General features: G+C 69.5%; 18 protein-coding genes and 1 pseudogene. 9 read left to right on the forward strand and 10 right to left on the reverse strand.

Annotation, left to right across the window (positions count from 1 at the left end; translation table 11 throughout):
• Positions 1-42: 42 nt before the first annotated feature.
• From Q0863_RS03975 to Q0863_RS04005, 7 genes are all read right to left on the reverse strand, one after another.
• Positions 43-720, reverse strand: coding sequence for a hypothetical protein (locus Q0863_RS03975; RefSeq protein ID WP_298575250.1), 678 nt, complete (start codon positions 718-720; stop codon positions 43-45).
• A 25-nt stretch (positions 721-745) separates the two neighbouring features.
• Positions 746-1,591 carry a hypothetical protein gene (locus tag Q0863_RS03980; RefSeq protein ID WP_298575252.1) on the reverse strand — a complete coding sequence of 282 codons (846 nt, stop codon included), beginning with the start codon at positions 1,589-1,591 and terminating at the stop codon, positions 746-748.
• 67 nt (positions 1,592-1,658) lie between these two features.
• Entirely contained in the window at positions 1,659-2,408 is a 750-nt protein-coding gene (locus tag Q0863_RS03985; protein WP_298575254.1) for a hypothetical protein, read from the reverse strand.
• Positions 2,409-2,850: 442 nt separating this feature from the next.
• Complete coding sequence (locus tag Q0863_RS03990) at positions 2,851-3,915, reverse strand: hypothetical protein (RefSeq protein ID WP_298575257.1); 1,065 nt, start codon at positions 3,913-3,915, stop codon at positions 2,851-2,853.
• Positions 3,912-4,790 carry an ABC transporter ATP-binding protein gene (locus Q0863_RS03995; protein ID WP_298575259.1) on the reverse strand — a complete coding sequence of 293 codons (879 nt, stop codon included), beginning with the start codon at positions 4,788-4,790 and terminating at the stop codon, positions 3,912-3,914. The genes Q0863_RS03990 and Q0863_RS03995 overlap by 4 nt, the downstream gene beginning before the upstream one ends.
• The gene (locus tag Q0863_RS04000; protein ID WP_298575261.1) at positions 4,787-5,161 is read right to left on the reverse strand and encodes a GntR family transcriptional regulator; all 375 of its coding nucleotides are present in this window, start codon (positions 5,159-5,161) and stop codon (positions 4,787-4,789) included. Before Q0863_RS04000 ends, Q0863_RS03995 begins: the two co-directional genes overlap by 4 nt.
• A 4-nt stretch (positions 5,162-5,165) precedes the next feature.
• Positions 5,166-5,675, reverse strand: coding sequence for a hypothetical protein (locus Q0863_RS04005; RefSeq protein ID WP_298575263.1), 510 nt, complete (start codon positions 5,673-5,675; stop codon positions 5,166-5,168).
• Between the two features lie 150 nt (positions 5,676-5,825).
• On the opposite strand from Q0863_RS04005, the gene Q0863_RS04010 reads away from it, so the two are divergent.
• From Q0863_RS04010 to Q0863_RS04040, 7 genes are all read left to right on the forward strand, one after another.
• A complete protein-coding gene (locus Q0863_RS04010; protein WP_298575900.1) occupies positions 5,826-6,374 on the forward strand; it encodes a glutathione peroxidase in 549 nt (182 codons plus the stop codon).
• A gap of 114 nt (positions 6,375-6,488) precedes the next feature.
• Positions 6,489-7,427, forward strand: coding sequence for an FKBP-type peptidyl-prolyl cis-trans isomerase (locus Q0863_RS04015; protein WP_298575265.1), 939 nt, complete (start codon positions 6,489-6,491; stop codon positions 7,425-7,427).
• Between the two features lie 60 nt (positions 7,428-7,487).
• The gene (locus Q0863_RS04020; protein WP_298575267.1) at positions 7,488-8,270 is read left to right on the forward strand and encodes an FKBP-type peptidyl-prolyl cis-trans isomerase; all 783 of its coding nucleotides are present in this window, start codon (positions 7,488-7,490) and stop codon (positions 8,268-8,270) included.
• Positions 8,271-8,303: 33 nt separating this feature from the next.
• The gene (locus tag Q0863_RS04025) at positions 8,304-9,650 is read left to right on the forward strand and encodes a UDP-glucose/GDP-mannose dehydrogenase family protein (RefSeq protein ID WP_298575269.1); all 1,347 of its coding nucleotides are present in this window, start codon (positions 8,304-8,306) and stop codon (positions 9,648-9,650) included.
• Between the two features lie 5 nt (positions 9,651-9,655).
• Positions 9,656-9,871, forward strand: a complete 216-nt coding sequence (locus Q0863_RS04030; RefSeq protein ID WP_298575271.1) for a SlyX family protein — start codon at positions 9,656-9,658, stop codon at positions 9,869-9,871.
• A gap of 13 nt (positions 9,872-9,884) precedes the next feature.
• Complete coding sequence (locus tag Q0863_RS04035; RefSeq protein WP_298575273.1) at positions 9,885-10,508, forward strand: DUF2058 family protein; 624 nt, start codon at positions 9,885-9,887, stop codon at positions 10,506-10,508.
• Positions 10,509-10,519: 11 nt separating this feature from the next.
• Positions 10,520-11,362 (forward strand): alpha/beta hydrolase, encoded by an 843-nt coding sequence (locus Q0863_RS04040; protein WP_298575275.1) that lies wholly within the window; start codon positions 10,520-10,522, stop codon positions 11,360-11,362.
• Between the two features lie 205 nt (positions 11,363-11,567).
• Here the strand turns inward: Q0863_RS04040 and metH are convergent.
• The 3 genes and pseudogenes from metH to Q0863_RS04055 form a co-directional block, all read right to left on the reverse strand.
• A pseudogene (metH, locus tag Q0863_RS04045) lies at positions 11,568-14,258 on the reverse strand (methionine synthase); the annotation flags it as partial.
• 154 nt (positions 14,259-14,412) lie between these two features.
• Positions 14,413-15,492 carry a homocysteine S-methyltransferase family protein gene (locus Q0863_RS04050; RefSeq protein ID WP_298575277.1) on the reverse strand — a complete coding sequence of 360 codons (1,080 nt, stop codon included), beginning with the start codon at positions 15,490-15,492 and terminating at the stop codon, positions 14,413-14,415.
• Between the two features lie 25 nt (positions 15,493-15,517).
• A complete protein-coding gene (locus Q0863_RS04055) occupies positions 15,518-16,447 on the reverse strand; it encodes a metalloregulator ArsR/SmtB family transcription factor (RefSeq protein WP_298575280.1) in 930 nt (309 codons plus the stop codon).
• A 103-nt stretch (positions 16,448-16,550) separates the two neighbouring features.
• On the opposite strand from Q0863_RS04055, the gene Q0863_RS04060 reads away from it, so the two are divergent.
• Positions 16,551-17,759 carry an acyl-CoA dehydrogenase family protein gene (locus Q0863_RS04060; RefSeq protein ID WP_345780503.1) on the forward strand — a complete coding sequence of 403 codons (1,209 nt, stop codon included), beginning with the start codon at positions 16,551-16,553 and terminating at the stop codon, positions 17,757-17,759.
• 154 nt (positions 17,760-17,913) lie between these two features.
• A complete protein-coding gene (locus Q0863_RS04065) occupies positions 17,914-22,893 on the forward strand; it encodes an NAD-glutamate dehydrogenase domain-containing protein (RefSeq protein ID WP_298575284.1) in 4,980 nt (1,659 codons plus the stop codon).
• Positions 22,894-22,981 lie beyond the last annotated feature (88 nt).

The raw sequence follows: 22,981 nt of genomic DNA on the forward strand, positions 1-22,981 counted from the left end.
GGTCGAAACGCGGGGGCAAGGAGAGGTCGAACCCGGTGGGCCCTAGCGCTGCGCGAATTCCTGGTGCACCTGCTCCATGCAATCGTCGATATCGTCCGGCTGCAGCGTGGCATAGGGCCGGAACTGCGGCAGCGCATCGCCCAGCCGCTGCTGCGAGTCGAACACCTCCGGCAGGCGCTGGCAGATCTGCCGCACGCCCGGTTCGACCGTCTCCCGCACCGTCTTCTCGATGCGCCGCTCCAGGCGGCCGGTCATGGCGCCGAACATCAGTCCGAACAGGCCCTGGTCGACCGCGTCCAGCGCGACGTTCGCACTGCGCTCGCCGATATCGATGCCGGCCCTGGCGATGTCGAGGACCTGCCCGCGATAGGCGAGCAGCTCGCGTCGCTGACGGGCATCGATCGCCACCGCCGTGCCGTCGATCAGGAAGTCGCCGGTCGGGGTGATCTCCGCCTTCGGCAGCGTGTCGGCCTCGTCGCCGGAAACGTCCTGTTTGCCGAAACGCAGGCTCTGGCCGAGCTCCAAGTTGTCGGTGTCCAGCCTGGCGCGGGCCAGGGCCAGGTCTGCCTGCACTTCGCGGCGTGCGTCGGCCATGTCGGCGCGGATTTCGTCGTTGATGCTGGCGCCCGGGCGTTCGTGGGCGGCCAGGACGGGCGACAGCAGCAGCGCCGCGATGAGCAGCGACGGCGGCAGGGGACGGCGGAACGGGGTGCTGCGCATGGGGATTGCTCCTGTTGCTGGGATGTCAGCGACGTCGCGGCAGGTCCACCGCGCCACGCACGCCGCTGTGGTCGACGCTGCCGCTTCCGGTCGAAGACACGGTGAGATCGCCGCCGACGCCCTGGGCATGCAGGTCGCCAGAGCCGATCGAGTCGACGCGGACGCTGCCGCCGATGTCCACCAGGTCCGCGTCGCCCGAGCCGATCGAGCCGATGGATACGCCGCCGGTGCTGCGACGCAGGCTGAAGTCGCCCGAGCCGATGCTGCCCACCTCGGCGTCGCCACGCAGCCCGCGCGCCTCGACGTCGCCCGATCCGATCGAAAGCACCTTCAGCGCGCCGGCGTCCTCGATGGCGATGTCGCCGGAACCGACCTTGACCGTGGCGCGGCCCGCGATGCGCTTCAGCTCCACGTCGCCCGAGCCCACGTCGGCACTTGCGGCCGCGGTGCCGGCCAGCCAGGCATCGCCGGAACCGACCTGGAGCTGCACCAGGACATCGTCGGGCACGCCGGCCTCGACGCGCAGGTACGCGTAGCGATTGCCCAGTCCGAACCCGGCCAGCGCGTCGTCGCGGCGCAGGCGCACGATCAGGCGGTCGCCGTCGCGCTCCTGGGTCACGGTGAGCGCGTCGAGCCGGTCGGCATCAGAGGCGCAGGCCTGGCCGGCGAGGGTGCCGATACGGGTGTCCGCCGACGGACCGGCGTCCACGCGCAGTTCGTGCGGGCCGACGTCGAACATCACCGTCTTCGCGCCTGCCAGATCAAGCTCGAGGCTGCGGGGTGCCGAATGCCGGCACTCGCTGGCAACGGCCGGCGCGGCGGCGAGCGCGGAGACCAGGACGATCGGGACGAGCAGGGCGGAACGGATCATGGAAAGTCCTTCGTGTGGGTGCCGGACTGGGATGCGGCAGGCGGGACGAGGGTTTAACCGCGGCCGGTCAATCGACGCGTTCGGCGGCGGCATCGGCTTCGGCCGCCGCGTCGGCTTCGGCCGCGGCGTCGCCTGCGGCCTGTGCCGTCCCGGTGTCGTGGCCGTCGGACTTGCTGCGGCAGTCCTCGATGTCGCTGGCCTCCATGCGCGCATAGGGTTCGAATTCCGGCACGGCCGCCGCCAGCGCCTGCTGCGCCGTGAGCAGTCCGGGCAGCTGGTCGCACAGCTGCATGGCCGAGGCCTCGAGCCTGGCGGCCTCGGCTTCGACGCGTTTTTCCATCTCTTCGGTATCGCCGCGCAGCAGGCTGCCGATGGCGTCGCCGGCCGCGCGCATGCCCAGGTCCGCGCCCTGCACGCCGAGGTCCATGCCGGTCTCGGCCACCGCCAGGATGCCTTGGCGGTAGTCGCGCGCCAGGGCACGGGCCGGGGCGTCCATCGTGATGGGGGTGCCGGCCACGATCAGCTGTCCGTCGGGCGTGATCTCGGCGGAGGGGAGGTCCTTCGCCTCGCGCTGGATGCGGGTGCCGTTGATCCGGATGTCGGTGCTGCCGTCCAGGCTCAGGTTGCCTTCGTGCAGTTCCTGGCGCGCCTTGTCCATGGCCGCGGCGACGGTGCGCCCGAGCGCGGTCTGGGGCGCGGTGCGGGCGCTGGCCTGGTCGCCCGCGTCCGGCGCGGCGGAAGGTGCATCGTCGCGCTGGCAGGCAAGCAGGGGCAGGCTGGCAACGAGTGCGAGCGCGAGTGCGGCGAGGTGCTTCATGACGGTGGCCTCAGGCGAACGGTGTGAGTGCGGGACGGGAGGGGGCTTGGGGGTGACTCGGGGGGCGGCTTCGGATCAACCGGGTCGGGCGTGAGGTTTCGGGGCGACGTGTGGCTTTGGGTGCCTTCCTCGGCGAGACGCCGAGCCTTTCGGCTCCGTCCCGCCAGTCGATTCCATGGCCGGGCTTCGGCCGGTCACGCGACGGTGCTGCCTTAGTACTGCTGCGTTGTGCCATCCATGGCGCGACATCCATCTTTCGGATCCATCCGGCCCGGCCATCCATGGCCGGGCGTTCGGCAGGCCAGGCGGCCGCGATGCTTCGGAGGTTCCTTCGTGCCGTCCATGGCGCAACGCTGCGTCTTCGGATCCATCCGGCCCGGCCATCCATGGCCGGGCGTTCGCCGAGGCGAACTGGCGATAGGCCAGTTCGCAAGCGCTCGGCTCACCCCTCATCCCGCCAGCGGCGGAGGCGGATCGCGGCGAAGATCATCGCGACGCCGGCGACCACGCCGCCCCACAGGTCCAGGCTGGCCAGGTTGCGATACACGCCCATGGGGTTCATCAGGTTGCGCGCGGCGCCCGGGACGTCGAAGTTCACACCCTTCAGGTACTCCAGGTCCATGAAGGTCATGGGGAAGATGCTGGTGAGCGCACGCAGCACGATGTTGCGGAAGAACGGCCAGGTGACGTCTTCGAACACGCCCAGGAACTCCAGCCAGGCCACGAAGATGCCGGCGAACAGCGGGATCATGATCGCCCACAGGAAGGGCTTGCTGCGCGCCCAGGACGAACACAGCAGCAACCAGCCGATGGTCGGCATCGCCCACAGCGCGTACAGCGGGATCGCGGCGATGTACTGCAGCGAGATCAGCGCCGGGCTGGCCGGGCCCCAGAGCAGGGACACCGGATTGCCGCCGTAGAACAACACCACCAGGCTGATCAGCGCCAGGAAGCCGAACATCGTCAGGATCGCGGCGATCGTGGCCAGCAGCGGCGCGACCACCACGGCGCTGACCACCTTCGACAGGACGGTCGAGCTGTCCGACAGCGGCAGCGACTTCCAGAACAGCACGCTGCGGTCCTTGCGCTCGTCGTACAGCGCGCCCAGGCAGTAGAAGAACATCACGAACGCCAGGACGATGAACGGCCATCCCGAGGCCAGCATCAGGGTCAGGTCGAGGCCGTCGCCCAGCCGCGCGAGTTCCTCGTGTCCCAGCTGCGAGGTCAGCATGCCCAGGTCCAGTCCATTGAGCTGGATCTCGCTGTCGCCGAGGGAGATCGTTCCGTCTTCGGGCATGGAGTCGCGCGCGGCGACCATGGCGATCACGATGCCCATGGCCGAGAGCAACAGCGAGATCGCCCCGGCCACCAGCGGCGCCCAGAGGAAACCGCCCTTGTGTTCCCAGAACTCCCGGCGCAGCAGCCAGCCGAAGCGCCGGGCAGGCGAGGCGTGCACGGCGGCGGCCGGACGCGTGCCGGGGGATGCGGTGTGTGCGGCGGCGTTCATGCGTAGGTTCCTTTCATCGTGGCGACGAACAGATCGGCCAGGCCCGGCGTGCGGGTTTCGCCGTAGGGCGCCAGCGCGGTCCGCGATACGCCGTCGAAGAGCATCACGGTCTTGCCGAAGGGCAGGGCACGCTCGTCCACCGGTCCCAGTGCGCGCGCTGGCCCGGCCTGGTCGGCGTTGACCAGCACCTCGACGAAGCGCTCGCCGACGTCCTCCATCGGCGCGTCCAGCACCACCTTGCCGTCGCGGATGAACATCACGTCGGTGAGGATGTGCTCGATCTCCTCGACCTGATGGGTGGTGATGACGATGGTCTTGTGCTCGTCGAAGTAGTCTTCCAGCAACCGCTGGTAGAACTGCTTGCGGTAGAGGATGTCCAGCCCCAGGGTCGGCTCGTCGAGCACTAGCAGGCGCGCGTCGATGGCCATCACCAGAGCCAGGTGCAGCTGCACGATCATGCCCTTGGACATCTCGCGCACGCGCTGTGCCGGCTTGAGCTGGGTATTGGCCAGGAAGCGTTCGCAGCGGGCGCGGTCGAAGCGCGGATGCACGCCGGCGACGAAGTCCACCGCCTCGCGCACCCGCATCCAGCGCGGCAGCACCGCGACGTCGGCGATGAAGCACACGTCGTTCATCAGCTCGTCGCGCTGGTGGCGCGGATCGCGGCCGAGCACGCTCAGCTCGCCCTCGAACGGGACCAGGCCCAGCATTGCCTTGAGCGCAGTGGTCTTGCCGGCGCCGTTGGGGCCGATCAGGCCGACGATGCGGCCGGCATCGATGCGGAAGCTGGCGCCGTCGAGCGCGAGCTTGTTCCTGTAGGCCTTGCGCAGGCCGCGCGCGTTCACCACTTGCAGGTTGTCGGCCACGGCGTTCATCGCGTGTCTCCGGTGGGTGCCTGCGCCGGCATCAGTTCTTCCAGCGCCAGGCCCAGGCGCTGGATGCGCTCGAGCACGAGCGGCCATTCGTCGCGCAGGAAGCGCTCGCGTTCGTTGACCAGCAGTTTCTTCGCAGCTTCTTCCGTGACGTACATGCCAAGACCCCTTCGTTTTTCGACCAGCGCCTCGTCCGCCAGCTCCTGGTAGGCGCGCGAGACGGTGATCGGATTGAGTTGGTATTCCGCGGCCACCTGCCGCACCGAGGGCAGTGCGTCGCCCGGTTTGAGTTCCCCGTCCAGCATCATCGCGATCACGCGTTCCTTCAGCTGGCGGTAGATGGGAGCGCCGTCGCTCCACTGGATATTGGTCATGGCTTCAGCTCCGGACGCCGCGGCCCGTCGCGCGCGAGAACGAGAAATAGGGGACGGCCACCGCGCGGCGGACACTGCCGCGGCGCCTGCGCGGCGCGGCCTCCGCATCGCCGGTGGCGGCCGCAGTGGCAGCGGCGGCCGCGGGCGCGTCCGTCGACAGGATCCCGGAGACGACCGCCTCGGCGGTGGTGGTCGCCACGAATCCGGCGGTCAGGGCGAGCGCGGTGTCCAGCGAAGCGGTCCTGGTGATCTCGTCTTCGAACTGGCGGCTGCGCGCCAGGCTCCGAGCCTGCACGTCGTCGTTCACGCCGTACTCCGCGGCGGGCGCGGCGGAGTCCTGCGCCTGCGGGCGCTCACCGGCCTCCATGGCCTCCCCGGACGGGCCGGCGCTGGCGGCGACAGCGGGGGGCTGCAGGGCGTCGGGCGTGACCGGACGGGCGGCGATCAGGCCCAGCGCGAGCACGGTGCCGGTCACCGAGAAAGCCAGTATCGTGTTGCGGAGCTTGCGGTTCATGATGAACGTCCTGCTCTGGTGGATAGGTGTTGTATTCAACTATAACACCAGAACAGGCGATCGCAAGCCTTTTCGCGCCCGGATCGACCCAACTGAAGTCATGGTGGCGCGCCGCTCCCACTCTCTGCGGCGGAAATCCCAATGAAGACAATGCGTTATGCCATGCTCCTGGCCCTGCTGATGGCCTCGGCGGCGGTTTCGGCCGGCGACCTGCTGGAGCGCAGCTTCCGGCCGCTGACCGGCAAGCAGCCGGTCGACCTGGCCCAGGCCTACGGCGGGCAGGTGCTGTTAATCGTCAACACGGCCAGCAAATGCGGCCTGGCGCCGCAGTTCGAAGGCCTGGAGGCGCTGCACGCGCGCTACAAGGCGCAGGGTTTCGCCGTGCTCGGTTTCCCTTCGGGCGACTTCCGCGACCAGGAATTCGAGGACGAAGACAAGATCCTCGAGTTCTGCACGCTCACCTATGGCGTCAAGTTCCCGATGTTCGAGCCGGTGCACGTGGTCGGAGAGCAGGCCACGCCGCTGTACCGCGAGCTGCTCGAGGCGACCGGCGAAGCGCCGGCCTGGAACTTCCACAAGTACCTGGTGGGACGCGACGGCGAGGTCATCGCATCGTGGGGAAGCCGCGTGCTGCCGGAGGATCCGTCGATCGTCGCGGCCATCGAACGTGCGCTCAAGGCGCCGCGACCGGGCGCATGACCCGCTGAACGCCGTTCGCGTGCCGCAGCGACGGACGATTGCCGGCGCGCGCGCGGCTCGCGACAATAGGCCGCTCGCGCCGCAGCCGTGGCGACTGCTGGAGTCCTGCTACCCATGAACCGTGTGATGCGTGGCCTGGCCGCGCTGGGCCTGTGTGCCTTGCTCGTGTCCGGAACCGCCTGGGCGCTGCAGGCGCAGGCCCCCAAGCCGCTGGCCAGCGAGCGCGAACGGATCAGCTACGTGATCGGCATGGACGTGGGCGAGTCGCTGGTGGCCGCGGGACCCGACATCGATTTCGACAGCTTCGAGCGCGCCGTTGCCCGGGCGCTGGCCGGCGGTGAGCCGCTGATCGGCGAGCAGGAGGCCGTGCGCGTGGGCCAGGCGCTGATGCAGCGCGTGGCCGCGCGCAGTGGCCGCCGGATTCCCGGACTGGCCCCCGGCATGCCGCCGCCGGAGGTCGATCGTGCCAAGGTAGGCCTGCTGACCGGCCTCAACGTCGGCCGCTCGCTGGCCCCGCTGGCCGACTCCATCGATCTTCCGGTGCTGGTGCAGGCCGTGCGTACGGTCACGACGGGCGGGACGCCGCTGCTGAATACCGACCAGGCCTCGCAGGCGCGTGCGGTGCTTGAAGAGCGTTCGCGCGACCGCGCCCGCCAGCAGGCCGAGGCCAACCGCCAGGCCGGTGCGGATTTCCTCGCCCGCAACCGCAGCGCCAAGGGCGTGTTCGCCACCGGCTCGGGCCTGCAGTACAGCGTGCTCAAGTCGGGTTCGGGTGCGCGCCCCAGGCCCGGCGACCGCGTCCGCGTGCACTACCGCGGCACCCTGCTCGACGGCACCGAGTTCGACAGCTCGCTTGCCCGCAACGAGCCGGCCGAGTTCGGCCTGAACCAGGTCATCGCCGGCTGGACCGAGGGCCTGACCCTGATGCCGGTGGGTTCGAAGTACCGGTTCTGGATTCCCGGCGAACTGGCCTACGGCCAACGTGGCAGCCCCCCTTTGATCGGCCCGAACGCCACCCTGGTGTTCGAGGTCGAACTGATCGACATCCTCTGAACGTCGCGGCGTCGCGCCGCCGGCTTCCCCCGCACTCATGTTCCGCATTGGAGTAACCCGATGAAGGTTTCGAAGCGTTCCACCTCCCTGGTCGTGCTCGGCACGACGCTCTCGCTGGCGCTGCTGGCCTGCAAGCCGATCGACAAGGACACCGGCAAGCCGGTCGACGGAGGTGGCAAGGAGTCCACGGCGGCCGCGGCCCCGCTGGGCGGCATGAAGACCGAGCGCGAGCAGGTGAGCTACGTCATCGGCATGCAGATCGGCGAGAGCCTGAAGGGCGCCAAGGACGAGGTCGACCTCGACACGCTGTTCAAGTCCGTGCGCAGCACCATCGACGGCAAGGAGCCGCTGCTGACCCAGGAAGAGGCCATGCAGGTGATGCAGGACTTCAGCATGCGCATGCAGGCCAAGCAGATGGCCGAGTTCCAGGAGTCGGGCAAGCGCAACGCCGAGGAAGGCGGGAAGTTCCTGGCGGAGAACGCGAAGAAGGAGGGCGTGCAGACCACCGAGTCGGGCCTGCAGTACCAGGTGCTGACCGCCGGCGAAGGCGCGCGGCCGTCCGCTGGCGACACGGTGCGGGTGCACTACCGCGGCACCCTGCTCGACGGCGAGGTGTTCGACGATTCCTACGCGCGCGGCGAGCCGGTCGAGTTCGCGCTCGCCCAGGTCGTGCCCGGCTGGCAGGAAGGCCTGCAGCTGATGCCGGTGGGCAGCAAGTACAAGCTGTGGATCCCCGGCAAGCTCGGTTACGGCGAGCAGGGCACGCCCGGCGGCCCGATCGGTCCCAACGCCACCCTGGTGTTCGAAGTCGAACTGCTGGATATCGTCGACACCGCACGCTGATCGCGCGCGGACGCCTGGAAGCGGAGTCATGGGATGCAGGTAGCGATCTTCGGGACCGGCTATGTGGGTCTGGTCAGTGGCACCTGCCTGGCGGAAGTCGGGCACCGGGTGGTCTGCGTCGACATCGACCAGGCCAAGATCGACGGACTCGGGCGCGGCGTGGTGCCGATCTACGAGCCGGGGCTGGAGCCCATGGTCCGGGCCAACCATGCCGCCGGCCGGCTCTCCTTCACCACCGATGCCGCGGCGGCGGTGGCGTCGGCCGAGGTCATCTTCATCGCCGTGGGCACGCCGCCCGACGAGGACGGCAGTGCCGACCTGCAGTACGTGCTCGCGGTGGCGACGACCATCGGCCGCCACCTGCGGGCACCGGCGATCGTGGTGGACAAGTCGACCGTGCCGGTCGGCACCGCCGACCGCGTACGCGCGACGATCGCGGCCGAGCTGGCCGCGCGCGATGCGACGATCGACTTCGACGTGGTCTCCAATCCCGAGTTCCTGAAGGAAGGTGCCGCTGTCGAGGACTGCATGCGTCCCGATCGCATCATCCTGGGCAGCGGCAGCGAGGAGTCAATCGCCAGGCTGCGCCGGCTGTACGCGCCGTTCAATCGCAACCATGACCGCATCGTGGCGATGGACGTGCGTTCGGCCGAGCTGACCAAGTACGCCGCCAACGCGATGCTGGCGGCGAAGATCAGTTTCATGAACGAGATCGCCGGCATCGCCGAGAAGGTCGGCGCGGATGTGGAACTGGTGCGCAAGGGCATCGGATCCGATCCGCGCATCGGCTGGCACTTCATCTATCCCGGCGCGGGCTACGGTGGCTCGTGTTTTCCCAAGGACGTGCAGGCGCTGGCCCGTACCGCCGCGCAGCACGGGCACGAGCCGCTGCTGCTCAATGCGGTCGAGGCGGTGAACGAGCGCCAGAAGGGCCATCTGTTCGAACTGATGCTGCGCCACTACGGCGCGGCCGAGTCGCTGCGCGGCAAGACCGTCGCGCTGTGGGGCCTGGCGTTCAAGCCCGATACCGACGACATGCGCGCCGCGTCGAGCCGGCGCCTGCTGGAGCAGCTGTGGGAGGCCGGCGTGCGCGTGCGCGCCTACGACCCGGAAGCCCGCGAGGAAGCGCACCGCATCTATGGCCAGCGCGACGACCTTGCGCTGTGCAGCAGCGACGGGGACGCGCTGCAGGGCGCCGACGCGCTGGCCGTGGTCACCGAATGGAAGCAGTTCCGCAGCCCCGATTTCGCGGCGCTGCGCCGGTCGCTGCGCGATGCGGTGATCTTCGACGGCCGCAACCTGTACGAGCCGGCCGAGGTCGAGGCGGCGGGCATTGCCTACTGGGGCATCGGCCGCGGCCGCTCCATCGGCCTGGAGTGAAGACGATGTCCGACGCACTCGAACAGCGCGTGGTCGAACTGGAAACGCGGATGGCGTTCCAGGAACAGCTGATTTCGGAACTGAACGATGCGCTCACGCAGATGCGGCTGGAGGCGGTGTCCAGCGCCGAACTGTTGAAGCGCGTGCTCGAAGACCTGAAACTCACGCGTGGGGACGGTCCGGGCGATGCCGCCCTGGAACCGCCGCCGCCGCATTACTGATCCGTCCAACGCCATGAGCGATACGCTGCGCGACCAACTGATGGGCCTGGGCTTCAAGCCTGCGCCGACCCCTGCGCGCGAGCGCAAGCCGGCGCCGCAGCGCGGGCCGCACAAGGGTGCGCCCGGGACCGCGTCGGCAGCGCCGGCGGGGAAATCTCGCAAGCCCGGCCAGCCCGGCAGGCCGGCCAAGCCGGGCCGCCAGCGTACGCGCGAGGACATCGACCTGGCCAAGGCCTACGCGATCCGCGCGCAGAAGGAGAAGGACGAGCGCATCGAGGCCGAGCGCCAGCGCCAGGAGCAGGCGCGGTTGCGGCGCGAGGCGCGTGCGAAGCTGGAGGAATTCCTCAAAGGCCGCGCGCTCAACGATGCCAAGGCCGAGATCGCCCGCCATTTCCCCTATGGCGGCAAGATCAAGCGCGTCTACGTCAACGCCGACCAGCTGCGGGCGCTCAACGCCGGCGAACTGGGCGTGGCGCAACTCAACGGCCGCTACGTGCTGGTGAGTGCGGCCGACCTGGCCGAAGTCGAGTCGATCTTTCCCGCCGCGGTCGCGCTGCGGGTCGATCCCGATGCGCCGGCCGGCGACGATCCGTACGCCGATCCCAAGTTCCAGGTCCCCGACGACCTGGTCTGGTGAGGGGGGCCGCGATGGCGCCGGCAGCGGGCGGCAGCGGCCGCGACCACCTGGTCTTCGCCCACGCCAACGGCTTTCCCGGCCCGGTCTATCGCGAACTGTTCGACGCCTGGAGTCCGCGGTTCCGGGTCTCGGCGATCGAGCGCTTCGGCCATGGCGCCGACTATCCGGTCGGGCCGCGCTGGCCGGGGCTGGCGCGGCAGCTGGTCGATCATGTCCGCACCGAGGTCGCGCCCGGGGACCGGCTGTGGCTGGTCGGGCATTCGCTGGGGGGTTACGTCAGCACCCTGGCGGCTGCGGCGCTGGGTGCCCGCGTCGCCGGAGTGGTGCTGCTCGATTCGCCGCTGATCGACGGTTTCAGTGCGCATCTGGTGCGCTACGGGCGCCAGCTCGGATTCGACCGCTACATGATGCCGATCCAGCAGACACGCAGGCGCCGCCGGGCCTGGCCGGACGTCGAGGCGGTGCACGCGCATTTCGCGGCCCGTGCCTCGTTCGCGCGCTGGGAGCCGCGCACGCTGCAGCACTACGCCGAGCACGGCACGCGGGCGCTGGAGGATGGCAGCCGCGTGCTGGCCTTCGACCGCGAGATCGAACTGGCGATCTACCGCAGCCTGCCGACCATGACGGTGGTGTCGGCCGCGCGCTCGGCGCCCGCGCCGATCGGTTTCATTGGCGGGACCGCGTCGCGCGAGGTGCGCCACGTGGGCCTGCGCGCCACCCGGACGGCCACGGGCGGACGCATCGCCTGGATCGAGGGCAGCCATCTGTTCCCCATGGAGCGTCCGCGGGAAACGGCGGCGGCGGTGCAGTCGATGATTGCCGGCATGGGCGCGCGCCGCGCCGACGCTGCCTGATCCGCCGCAAACCCTTGCGCGACCGTGTGCGGTCGGCGACCGCCACGTCCCCTGTCCGATCCTGTTTCCGTCCCTGCGCGATGATCTTCCGGCGGCGGCTCATTCCGGGTCGTAGTCGAGGTTCGGCACGAGCCGCGCCGCCCGGCGCTCAAGTCGCGTGGGGGGGTGAACGCGTCGCCACGCGCGAGGATCTTCCGGCTGGCATCTACTCGGGGTCGTAGTCGAGATTGGACGCGAGCCACCTCTCCACCTGCGCCAGATCCACACCCTTGCGCTTCGCGTAATCCTGCGCCTGCTCCTTCGACACGCGACCGACGACGAAGTACTGGCTGCGCGGATGGCTGAAGTAGTACCCGGACACGGCCGCGGTGGGCAGCATCGCGAAGCTCTCGGTCAGGGTCATGCCGGCGTTGCCGCTGGCGTCGAGCAGGCGGAACAGGGTCGACTTCTCGCTGTGTTCCGGACAGGCCGGATAACCGGGCGCGGGGCGGATGCCGCGGTACTGCTCGGCGATCAGCGCATCGTTGTCGAGCGTCTCGCCCGGGTCGTAGCCCCAGAATTCCTTGCGCACGCGCTGGTGCAGGCGTTCGGCGAAGGCTTCGGCCAGGCGGTCGGCCAGCGCCTTGAGCAGGATCGCGTTGTAGTCGTCGTGGTCGGCCTGGAAACGTTCCAGGTGCGGCTCGATGCCGATACCCGCGGTGACGGCGAACATGCCGATCCAGTCCTGCAGCCCTGAATCCAGTGGCGCGATGAAATCGGCCAGGCAGAAGTCCGGCCGCTCCACCGGCTTGTCGACCTGCTGGCGCAGGAAGTGCAGCATGGTGTCGCCGCTGTCGTGTCGCATGAGCACGTCGTCGCCCACGCTGTTCGCCGGCCAGATGCCGAACACCGCGCTGGCCGTGAGCCACTTCTCGGCGATGATCCGATCGAGCATCTTGCGCGCGTCGCGATACAGCTCGCTTGCCTGGCGGCCCACGACTTCGTCCTCCAGGATCGCCGGATACTTGCCGGCCAGCTCCCAGGCCTGGAAGAACGGGGTCCAGTCCATGCAGGCGACCAGCTCCTCGAGCGGATAGTCCGCCAGCACGTGCAGACCCGGCTGGCGGGGCGCCGGCGGCACGTAGTCCGCCCAGCCCCCGTCGAACCGCTGCGCGCGCGCCTTGTCGAGCGATACCAGCCGCTTGGCATCGCCGCGGTTGCGGTGCCGCTGCCGGATCTCGGCATAGTCCGATTCGTTGGCGGCCACGAACGGCGTGCGCAGTTCGGGCGAGACCAGCGACTGCGCGACGCCGACCGCGCGTGAGGCGTCCTTCACCCAGATCGTGGGCGATTTGTAGAACGGGTCGATCTTCAGCGCGGTGTGCGCGCGCGAAGTGGTGGCGCCGCCGATCATCAGCGGCACGGTCAGGCCCTGGCGCTGCATCTCGCGCGCGACGTGGCCCATTTCCTCCAGCGACGGCGTGATCAGGCCCGAGACGCCGACCAGATCGGCCTTCTCCGCGATCGCGGCATCGATGATCTTCTGCGCGGGCACCATCACCCCGAGGTCGACCACCTCGAAGTTGTTGCAGGCCAGCACCACGCCGACGATGTTCTTGCCGATGTCGTGCACGTCGCCCTTGACCGTGGCCATGACGATCTTGCCGTTGTTCTTGCCGGTGTCGCCGGTGCGCAGCTTCTCGGCCTCGATGAAGGGCAGCAGGTAGGCGACGGCCTTCTTCATCACGCGCGCGGACTTGACCACCTGCGGCAGGAACATCTTGCCGGCCCCGAACAGGTCGCCGACGATGTTCATGCCGTCCATCAGCGGGCCCTCGATCACGTCCAGCGGGCGCGAGGACAGTTGCCGCGCCTCCTCGGCATCCTGCTCGGCCCAGGCGTCGATGCCGTGCACCAGTGCATGCGCCAGCCGCTCGCGCACCGGCTTCTCGCGCCACGACAGGTCCTCGGTCCTGGCCTTGCCCTTGCTGCCCTTGTACTTCTCGGCCAGCTCCAGCAGGCGCTCGGTGCTGTCCTTGCGACGGTTCAGGACCACGTCCTCCACGCGTTCGCGCAGCTCCGGATCCAGGTCGTCGTAGATCGGCATCCCGCCTGCATTGACGATGCCCATGTCCATGCCGGCCTGGATGGCGTGGTACAGGAACACCGAATGGATCGCCTGGCGCACGGTCTCGTTGCCGCGGAACGAGAACGACACGTTCGACACGCCGCCCGAGACGTGGCAGTGGGGCAGGGTCTGGCGGATGATCCGCGTGGCCTCGATGAAGTCCACCGCGTAGTTGTCGTGCTCCTCGATGCCGGTGGCGATCGCGAAGATGTTCGGGTCGAAGATGATGTCTTCGGGCGGGAACCCGACCTGGTCGACCAGGATGCGGTAGGCGCGGGTGCAGATCTCGACCTTGCGCGCGCAGGTGTCGGCCTGGCCGTCCTCGTCGAAGGCCATCACCACCGCCGCCGCGCCGTAGCGCAGCACCTTGCGCGCCTGCTCGACGAACGCTTCCTCGCCTTCCTTGAGCGAGATCGAGTTGACCACGCTCTTGCCCTGCAGGCATTTCAGCCCGGCCTCGATCACGCTCCACTTGGACGAGTCGACCATCACCGGGATGCGGGCGATGTCGGGCTCGGACATGATCAGGTTGAGGAAGCGGGTCATCGCCGCCTCCGAGTCGATCAGGCCTTCGTCCATGTTCACGTCGAGGATCTGTGCGCCGTTGGCGACCTGCTGGCGCGCGACCTCCACCGCCTCTTCGTAGCGGCCGTCCTTGATCAACTTGCGGAACTGCGCACTGCCGGTGACGTTGGTGCGCTCGCCGACGTTGACGAACAGAAGGTCCGGGGTGATGACCAGCGGCTCGAGGCCGGACAGGCGGGTATGGCGGGCGGTCTCGTTCATCGGAAGGCTTCCTTGGCCGCGGACCGACGCGGATCTACGCGGACGGGGTGGAGCAGGGGCGGCAGGCGGACACTGTCCGTCGCGCGCCTGTTGCGGCCGGCGCTGCGCTGTGGACCGGGCGCGTTCGTGCGGACCCGCCTGATGTCCGGCCGGTCCATCACGCTGCGAGCGCCTCTGCCGCCGCCAGCCTCCGTGGTGGCAGTCCGGCCACGGCGTCGGCGATCGCGCGGATGTGGTCGGGCGTGGTGCCGCAGCAGCCGCCGATCAGGTTCAGCAGCCCGGCCTGGGCGAACTCGCGCAGCACCTCGGCCATCTCCTCCGGCGTCTCGTCGTAGCCGCCGAAGGCGTTGGGCAGGCCGGCGTTGGGATGCGCGCTGACCTGGCAGTCGGCGATCGTGGCCAGGGTCTCCACGTGCGGCCGCAGGTCCTTGGCGCCGAGCGCGCAGTTCAGGCCGACCGACAGCGGGCGGCCGTGCGCGACCGAGGCGTAGAACGCTTCGGCCGTCTGTCCCGAAAGGGTGCGGCCGGAGGCGTCGGTGATGGTGCCGGAGATCATCACCGGCAGCCGTCCGCCGCGGGCGTCGAAGGCTTCCTCGATCGCGTACAGCGCGGCCTTGGCATTGAGCGTGTCGAAGATGGTCTCGACCATCAGGGTGTCGGCGCCGCCGTCGATCAGGCCCTCGATGGCTTCGCGGTAGGTCGCGCGCAGTTCGTCGAAACTGGTGTTGCGGAAGCCCGGGTCGTTGACGTCCGGGCTGATTGACGCCGTGCGGCTGGTGGGGCCGAGCACGCCGATCACGAAGCGCGGGCGCGACGGCGTGCGCGCTTCGATCGCGTCGCAGCACTGCCGGGCGACGCGCGCGCCCTCGCGGTTGAGTTCGTACACCAGGTGCTCGAGATGGTAGTCGGCCTGGCTCACCGAGGTGGCGTTGAAGGTGTTGGTTTCCACCAGGTCGGCGCCCGCTTCCAGGTAGGCGGTGTGGATACCGGCGATGATGTCCGGACGGGTGAGCAGCAACAGGTCGTTGTTGCCCTTGAGGTCGTGGCCGCCACCGGCCGGCGCCTCGCGCGTGGCGTCGAAGCCGTCGGCGAAGCGCTCGCCGCGGTAGTCGGCTTCCTCCAGCCCGTGGCGCTGGATCATCGTGCCCATCGCGCCGTCGATGACCAGGATGCGTTCGCGCAGCGCGGCCTCGAGCAGGGCGACGCGGTCGGGGTGGAGCCAGGGAAGCAGGTGCATGGGGACCTCGTGGGACGGTTGGCGCTCAGGGCTTGCGGGCGATCATCGAGATCACCTCGAAGTGCGGCGGGCGCTTCTCGCGGGTGACGGTCTCGGCATTGAGCAGCTCCAGGCCGGCGCGCGAAACGAAGCGGCGCAGGTCCTTCTCGCTGAAGCCGAGGTTGGCGTGGCCGTAGGCCTGCACCACGTTCTGGTGCTCGTGGCGGGCCAGACTCGACAGCAGCAGGCGGCCGCCGGGACGCAGCACGCGCGCGGCGTCGGCCACGGCCTGCGCGGGCTTGTCGGCATAGGTCAGCGCGTGCATCAGCACCACCAGGTCGAACTGGCCCTCGGCGAAGGGCAGGGCGTGCATGTCGCCCTCCATCACCTCGACGTTGCGGAAGCGGCGCAGGCGTTCGGCGGCCGCGGCGACCACGCGCCGGCTGCTGTCCACGCAGACGTAGCGATGCGCGTGCGGGGCCAGCAGTTCGGCCAGCACGCCGTCGCCCGAGGCGATGTCGAGCACGTCGCCGGTCTCCAGCAGCGGCAGTGCGCTGCGCGCCAGCGCTTCCCAGGTACGGCCGGGCGAGTAGTGGCGCTCCATGTCGCCGGCCACCGAGTCGGCCCAGTTCTGGTCGGCCGCGCGCATCGCCAGCACGCCGGCCACGCGTTCGGCGTCCTGGCGCAGCAGCGGATCGTCGGTGCCGGTGGACAGCGCCTGCCACAGCGCCCGCTGCGGCGGTTCCAGCGATTCGTCGTCGAAACGGTAGTAGGCCGACACGCCGGAACGGCGGTCGCGCACCAGCCCGGCCTCCTTGAGCTTGGCCAGGTGGGTGGACACGCGCGGCTGCGCGAGGCGGGTGATGGCCGACAGTTCGGCCACGGTCAGCTCTTCGCCCTCCAGCAGCGCCAACAGGCGCACGCGGGTGGGATCGGCCAGTACCTTGAGCCGCGCCGACCAGGCGTCGAGATCCATAATATCTCCATATCGCGATATAGAGATATTCTTACGTCAGCGCTGTCGTGCGTCAAGCCGGGCCGGTTGTGCCGTTCGGGGCACCTGGAATGAAGAAAGGCGCATGGGGTTCGCGCCTGCGCCCGGCTACAATGTCGTTTCGCCAGAAACAATAGAGGGTGCCGTGGAGTTCGGGTTCAACGAAGAGCAGCTGATGATCCAGGACGTGGCCCGCCGGATCGCGCAGGAAAAGATCGCGCCCAGCGCGGAGCATCATGACCGCACCGGCGAATTCCCGCTGGACAACATCCGCACCCTCGGCGAGAACGGCCTGATGGGGATCGAGGTGCCGGCCGAGTACGGCGGCGCGGGCATGGACCCGGTGGCCTACGTGCTGGCCATGGTCGAGATCGCCGCGGCCGACGCGGCCCATTCGACCATCATGTCGGTCAACAACTCGCTGTTCTGCAACGGCATCCTGACCCACGGCACGGAAGCGCAGAAGCAGAAGTACGTGCGCGCGATCGCCGAGGGCGCCGAGATCGGCGCCTTCGCGCTGACCGAACCGCAGTCGGGTTCCGACGCCACCGCCATGCGCTGCCGCGCGACCAGGCGCGACGACGGCAGCTACGTGGTCAACGGCAAGAAGAGCTGGATCACCTCCGGTCCGGTGGCGAAGTACATCGTGCTGTTCGCCATGACCGATCCGGACAAGGGCGCGCGCGGCATCACCGCGTTCCTGGTCGACACCGCGCGCGACGGCTTCGGCCGCGGCAAGACCGAACCCAAGCTCGGCATCCGCGCCTCGGCCACCTGCGAGATCGAGTTCGACGACTACGTCGTCCAGCCCGACGAGGTGCTGGGCAAGGAAGGCGAGGGCTTCAAGATCGCCATGGGCGTGCTCGACGCCGGCCGCATCGGCATCGCCTCGCAGGCGATCGGCATCGCCCGCGCCGCCTACGAGGCCACCCTGGCCTACGTGAAGGAGCGCAAGGCCTTCGGTGCGCCGATCGGCACCTTCCAGATGACCCAGGCCAAGATCGCCGACATGAAGTGCAAGCTCGACGCGGCCTGGCTGCTGACTCTGCGCGCGGCCTGGCTGAAGGGGCAGGGGAAAAAGTTCTCGGCCGAAGCGGCCATCGCCAAGCTGACCGCGTCGGAAAACGCGATGTGGATCGCCCACCAGGCCGTGCAGATCCATGGCGGCATGGGCTATTCGAAGGAAATGCCGGTCGAACGCTACTTCCGCGACGCCAAGATCACCGAGATCTACGAAGGCACCAGCGAGATCCAGCGCCTGGTCATCGCGCGCAGCGAAACCGGGTTGCGCTGAGGGCGATCGTGGCCGTTCCCGACCCACGTCCACGCGCCGGCATCGCCGGCGCGGCCGTACCAGACAGTCTTTCCGGCGGGCCCTTCGCGGTGCCCGCCAACCACCCCGGCCCGCGTGAGAACGCGGGCCTTACTCCATCCGGAGCCCGTCCGTCATGACACCCGCAAAACCCGGCAAGACCCCGTCAGGCAAACGTGCAGGCAAGCGGCCCGCACCCGGAGCAGGCGCCGCGCGCCCGCAGGGGCGCCAGGCCGGCGTGCTGGAGCCGATCCTCGATGCGATCCGCAAGCGCACCGGCCGGGCCGGGGGCGAGGACGCCAGCGCCTTCGCCGGCGCCTTCTACCGGCGCATGACCGAGGACGAACTGCCCGTGCACGATGCCGAGGGCTGGGCCGCGCTGGCCGACGACCTGCTGGCCTTCGCGCACCGGCGCAAGCCGGGCACGGCGCTGGTGCGGCTGTTCAACCCGGCCCGCGACAGCCACGGCTGGGAGTCGCCGCGCACGGTGCTGCAGATCGTCAATGACGACATGCCGTTCCTGGTCGACTCGGTGACCATGGCCCTGGCCGACGCCGGCGTAGGCGTGCACGTGCTTGGCCACCCGGTGATCCAGATCGCGCGCGACAAGGCCGGGCGCCTGGTCGGCGTGGGCGAGGGCGAGACCGAGTCGGTGATGCACCTGGAGATCGACCGGCAGACGGCCGAAGGCATGGCGGCGATCGAGGCCACCGTGAACCAGGTGCTGGACGACGTGCGCGCGATCGTCCGGGACTGGGCGGCGATGCGCGAGAAGATGCGGCAGGTCGCGACCGAGCTCGCCGACCGGCAGCTGCCGGTGGACGCGGCCGAGCGCGCCGAGGCGCAGGAGTTCCTGCGCTGGGCGTCGAGCGACCACTTCACCTTCTTCGGCTACCGCGAGTACCAGCTGCGCCGCGAGGGCGGCCAGGAACTGCTGGTACCGGTGGAAGGCAGCGGCCTGGGCCTGCTGCGCGGCACCGGCGACGGCAGGGGCCGCCCGCTGAAGTCGCTGGCCGCGCACAACGTCAATGCCGGCGGCGATGGCGAGGTGCTGGTGCTGACCAAGACCAATGCGCGTTCGACCGTGCACCGGCCCGGCTACATGGACTACATCGGCGTGCTCGGCTTCGACGGTCAGGGACGCGCGGTCTCCGAACAGCGTTTCCTCGGCCTGTACACCTCCGGTGCCTACAACCGCCGCCCCTGGGACATCCCGCTGGTGCGCGAACGCTACGAGCACGTGATGAGCGAGTCCGGCCTCAAGCCGACCGGGCACAGCGGCAAGGCGCTCAAGCACATCCTCGAGACGCTGCCGCGCGACGAGCTGTTCCAGTGCTCGGAGCAGGAGCTCTACCGCCTGGCGACCGGCGTGCTGGGCCTGCAGGAGCGCGTGCGCAGCCGCCTGTTCCTGCGCCGCGACCGCTACGGCCGCTTCTACTCGGTGCTGGTCTACATCCCGCGCGACCGCTTCAGCACCGAAGTGCGGCGCCGCGTCGAGGCGATGCTGCGCCGCGTGCTGCACGCCGACCATGTCGACGCGAACGTGGCGATCGGCGAATCGCCGCTGGCGCAGGTGCACCTGATCGTGCGACCGCGCAGCGGCGAACAGGTCGAGGTCGACCAGGCGCTGCTCGAGCGCGAGCTGGCGGTGATCGTGCGCAACTGGCAGGACGACCTGCGCGACGCGCTGGTCGCGCGCCATGGCGAGGAACAGGGGCTGGCGCTGGCGAACCGCTACGGGCGCGCGCTGCCGGCCGGCTACATCGAAGGCGCCACCCCGGCGATCGCCGCCAACGATGTCGAGCGCCTGGCGGCGCTGGGCACGGGCAGCGACCTGGAACTGAGCCTGCAGGAACTGCCGGCGCCGCTGGCCGGCGAGACCGCCCTGCGCTTCAAGCTGTACCGCAGCGGCGGCGACATCGCGCTGTCGGATGCGCTGCCGATGATGGAGAACCTCGGCCTGCGCGTGATCACCGAGCATCCGTACCGGCTCGATCTCGACGACGCGCCGCTGTACATCCAGGACTTCGAGGTCGAGGCCGGCGCGTCCGGGATCGACGTCGACCAGGTGGGCGCGGATTTCACCGAAGCCTTCGCCCGGCTGTGGCGTGGCGACGCCGAGAACGACGGCCTCAACCGGCTGGTACTGGGTGCCTCGCTGGACTGGCGCCAGGTCGCGCTGCTGCGCGCGTACGCCAAGTACCTGCTGCAGGTCGGCGTGCCGTTCTCGCAGAGCTACGTGGAAGACGCGTTCACGCGCAATCCGCTGATCGCGCGGGTGCTGGTGGAGCTGTTCGAGGCGCGCTTCGACCCGGATGCCGCCGCCGCTGCCGCGGGTGCCGACCGCCTGGCCACGCAGCTGCGCGCGCTCGTGGGCGGCGACGACGCGCTGCGCGCGGTGCTGCAGCCGGTGGTCGATGCACGCAGGCTGGATCGCGACGCCCGCGCCGACGCCGTGCGGCGCGCGCTCAAGGCGTTGCTCGACAACGTGTCCAGCCTCGACGAGGACCGCATCCTGCGCAGCTTCATGGGCGTGATCGATGCGACCCTGCGCACCAGCTACTTCCAGCGCGCGGCCGACGGCCACTACAAGGAGACCATCGCCTTCAAGTTCGACCCGGCCAACGTGCCGGAGCTGCCCAGGCCCAAGCCCTATCGCGAGATCTTCGTGTACGGGCCGCGCGTCGAAGGCACCCACCTGCGCTTCGGCCCGGTGGCGCGCGGCGGCCTGCGCTGGTCGGACCGCCGCGAGGACTTCCGCACCGAGGTGCTGGGCCTGGTCAAGGCGCAGATGGTGAAGAACACGGTGATCGTGCCGGTGGGTTCGAAGGGCGGCTTCATCGTCAAGCGCCCGCCGGCCGGCGGCGACCGCGACGCCCTGTTCGCCGAGGGCGTGGCCTGCTACAGGCTGTTCATCAGCGGCATGCTCGACATCACCGACAACATCGTCGAAGGCGCCATCGTGCCGCCGGTGGACGTGGTACGCCACGACCAGGACGACCCCTACCTGGTCGTCGCCGCCGACAAGGGCACGGCCACGTTCTCCGATACCGCCAACGGCATCGCCCGCGAGTACGGCTTCTGGCTGGACGACGCCTTCGCCTCCGGCGGCTCGGTCGGTTACGACCACAAGGGCATGGGCATCACCGCGCGCGGCGCCTGGGAGTCGGTCAAGCGCCACTTCCGCGCGCTCGGCCACGATTCGCAGGCGCAGGACTTCACCTGCGTGGGCGTCGGCGACATGTCCGGCGACGTGTTCGGCAACGGCATGTTGCTGTCCAGGCACATCCGGCTGGTGGCCGCGTTCGACCACCGCCACGTGTTCATCGACCCGAACCCGGATTCGGCGCGGTCCTACGAGGAGCGCGCGCGCCTGTTCAAGGTGCCGCGCTCGAGCTGGGCGGACTACGACGCCCGACTGATCTCGAAGGGCGGCGGCGTGTATCCGCGCAGCCTCAAGTCGATCGAGATCTCGCCGCAGGCGCGCGAGGCGCTGGGCCTGCCCGAGGGCACCACCTCGATGGCGCCTAACGCGCTCCTGTCGGCGGTGCTCAAGGCGCCGGTCGACCTGCTGTGGAACGGCGGCATCGGCACCTACGTCAAGGGCAGCAGCGAGCAGCACGCCGACGTCGGCGACCGCGCCAACAACGCGATCCGCGTCGATGGCCGCGACCTGCGCTGCAGGGTGGTGGGCGAGGGCGGCAACCTGGGCATGACCCAGCTCGGCCGCATCGAGGCCGCGCGCAACGGCGTGCTGCTCAACACCGACTTCATCGACAACTCCGCCGGCGTGGACACCTCCGATCACGAGGTCAACATCAAGATCCTGCTCAACGCCCAGGTGCGCGACGGCAAGCTGAAGATGGACGCGCGCAACAAGCTGCTGGCCTCGATGACCGACGAGGTCGCGCAGCTGGTGCTGTGGGACAACTACCGCCAGAACCAGGCGCTCAGCCTGATGGAGCGGATGAGCGTCTCGCGCCTCGGCTCCAAGCAGCACTTCATCCGCACGCTCGAACAGCAGGGCCTGCTCGACCGGCAGATCGAGTACCTGCCTTCGGATGCCGAGATCGCCGAACGCAAGAGCCGCGGCGAAGGACTGACCCGTCCGGAGCTGGCGGTGCTGCTGTCGTACTCCAAGCTGGTCGCGTTCGACGAACTGCTGCGCTCGGACGTGCCCGAGGATCCGTACCTGTCCAAGGAGCTGCAGCGCTACTTCCCGAAGCCGCTGCAGAAGAAGTACGCGCAGGCGATGGAGGAGCACCGGCTCAAGCGCGAGATCATCGCCACGGCAGTGACCAACACGATGATCAACCGCATGGGTGCGACTTTCCTGCTGCGCATGCAGGAAGACAGCGGCCGCAGCTATGGCGAGGTCGCCAAGGCCTTCACCATCACCCGCGAGACGCTGGAGGCGCGCGCGCTGTGGCTGGAGATCGATGCGCTCGACGGCAAGGTCGCCGAGTCGGTGCAGATCGACGCGCTGCAGGTGATCTGGAGCCTGCAGCGTTCGTTCACGCGCTGGCTGCTGTCGCGTCCGGGTGCGATCCCCGACATCACCACCGCGGTCGAGCGCTACCACCACGGCTTCCGCGACATCCGCGCCGGCCAGAACATCATCCCCGACTCGATGCGGCCCGAATACGAGGCCAGCCTGGCCGACTGGCTGGGCAAGGGCGTGCCGGCGGGCCTGGCCGGACAGCTGGCCGCGCTGCCGTACCTGGAGCCGTGCCCGGACATCATCGAACTGGCGACCGAGCGCAAGCGCAAGCCGGTGGACGTGGCCAAGCTGCACTTCCGCGTCGGCGAGGCGCTGCGCGTGCCGTGGCTGACGCGCCAGATCGACGCGCTGGAAGTGGACGGCCGCTGGCATGCGGTGGCCCGAGGCGTGCTGCGCGAGGAACTGGCCACGCAGCAGCGCGCGATCGTCGGCCAGGTGCTCGAGGCCCCGGGCAACACCGCCGGGGAGAAGGTGCGCCACTGGCTGGATCGCGACGATCCGGCGCTGCGCTTCACCCTCTCGATGCTGTCCGAGCTCGCCGCGCAGAAGACGGTGGACTATCCGACCGTGTCGGTGGCGGTGCAGCGCCTGTCCCAGCTGGCCCAGCGCAGCTGACGCAGCGCCCGGCCGCCGCGCACGCAGCGGCCGGGCAGGGGCGTGACGGGGGATGGCAGCCGCGGCGCTGCCATCCCGATCCCGGATG

The organism is uncultured Luteimonas sp., assembly GCF_947492465.1.
GTDB lineage: Bacteria > Pseudomonadota > Gammaproteobacteria > Xanthomonadales > Xanthomonadaceae > Luteimonas.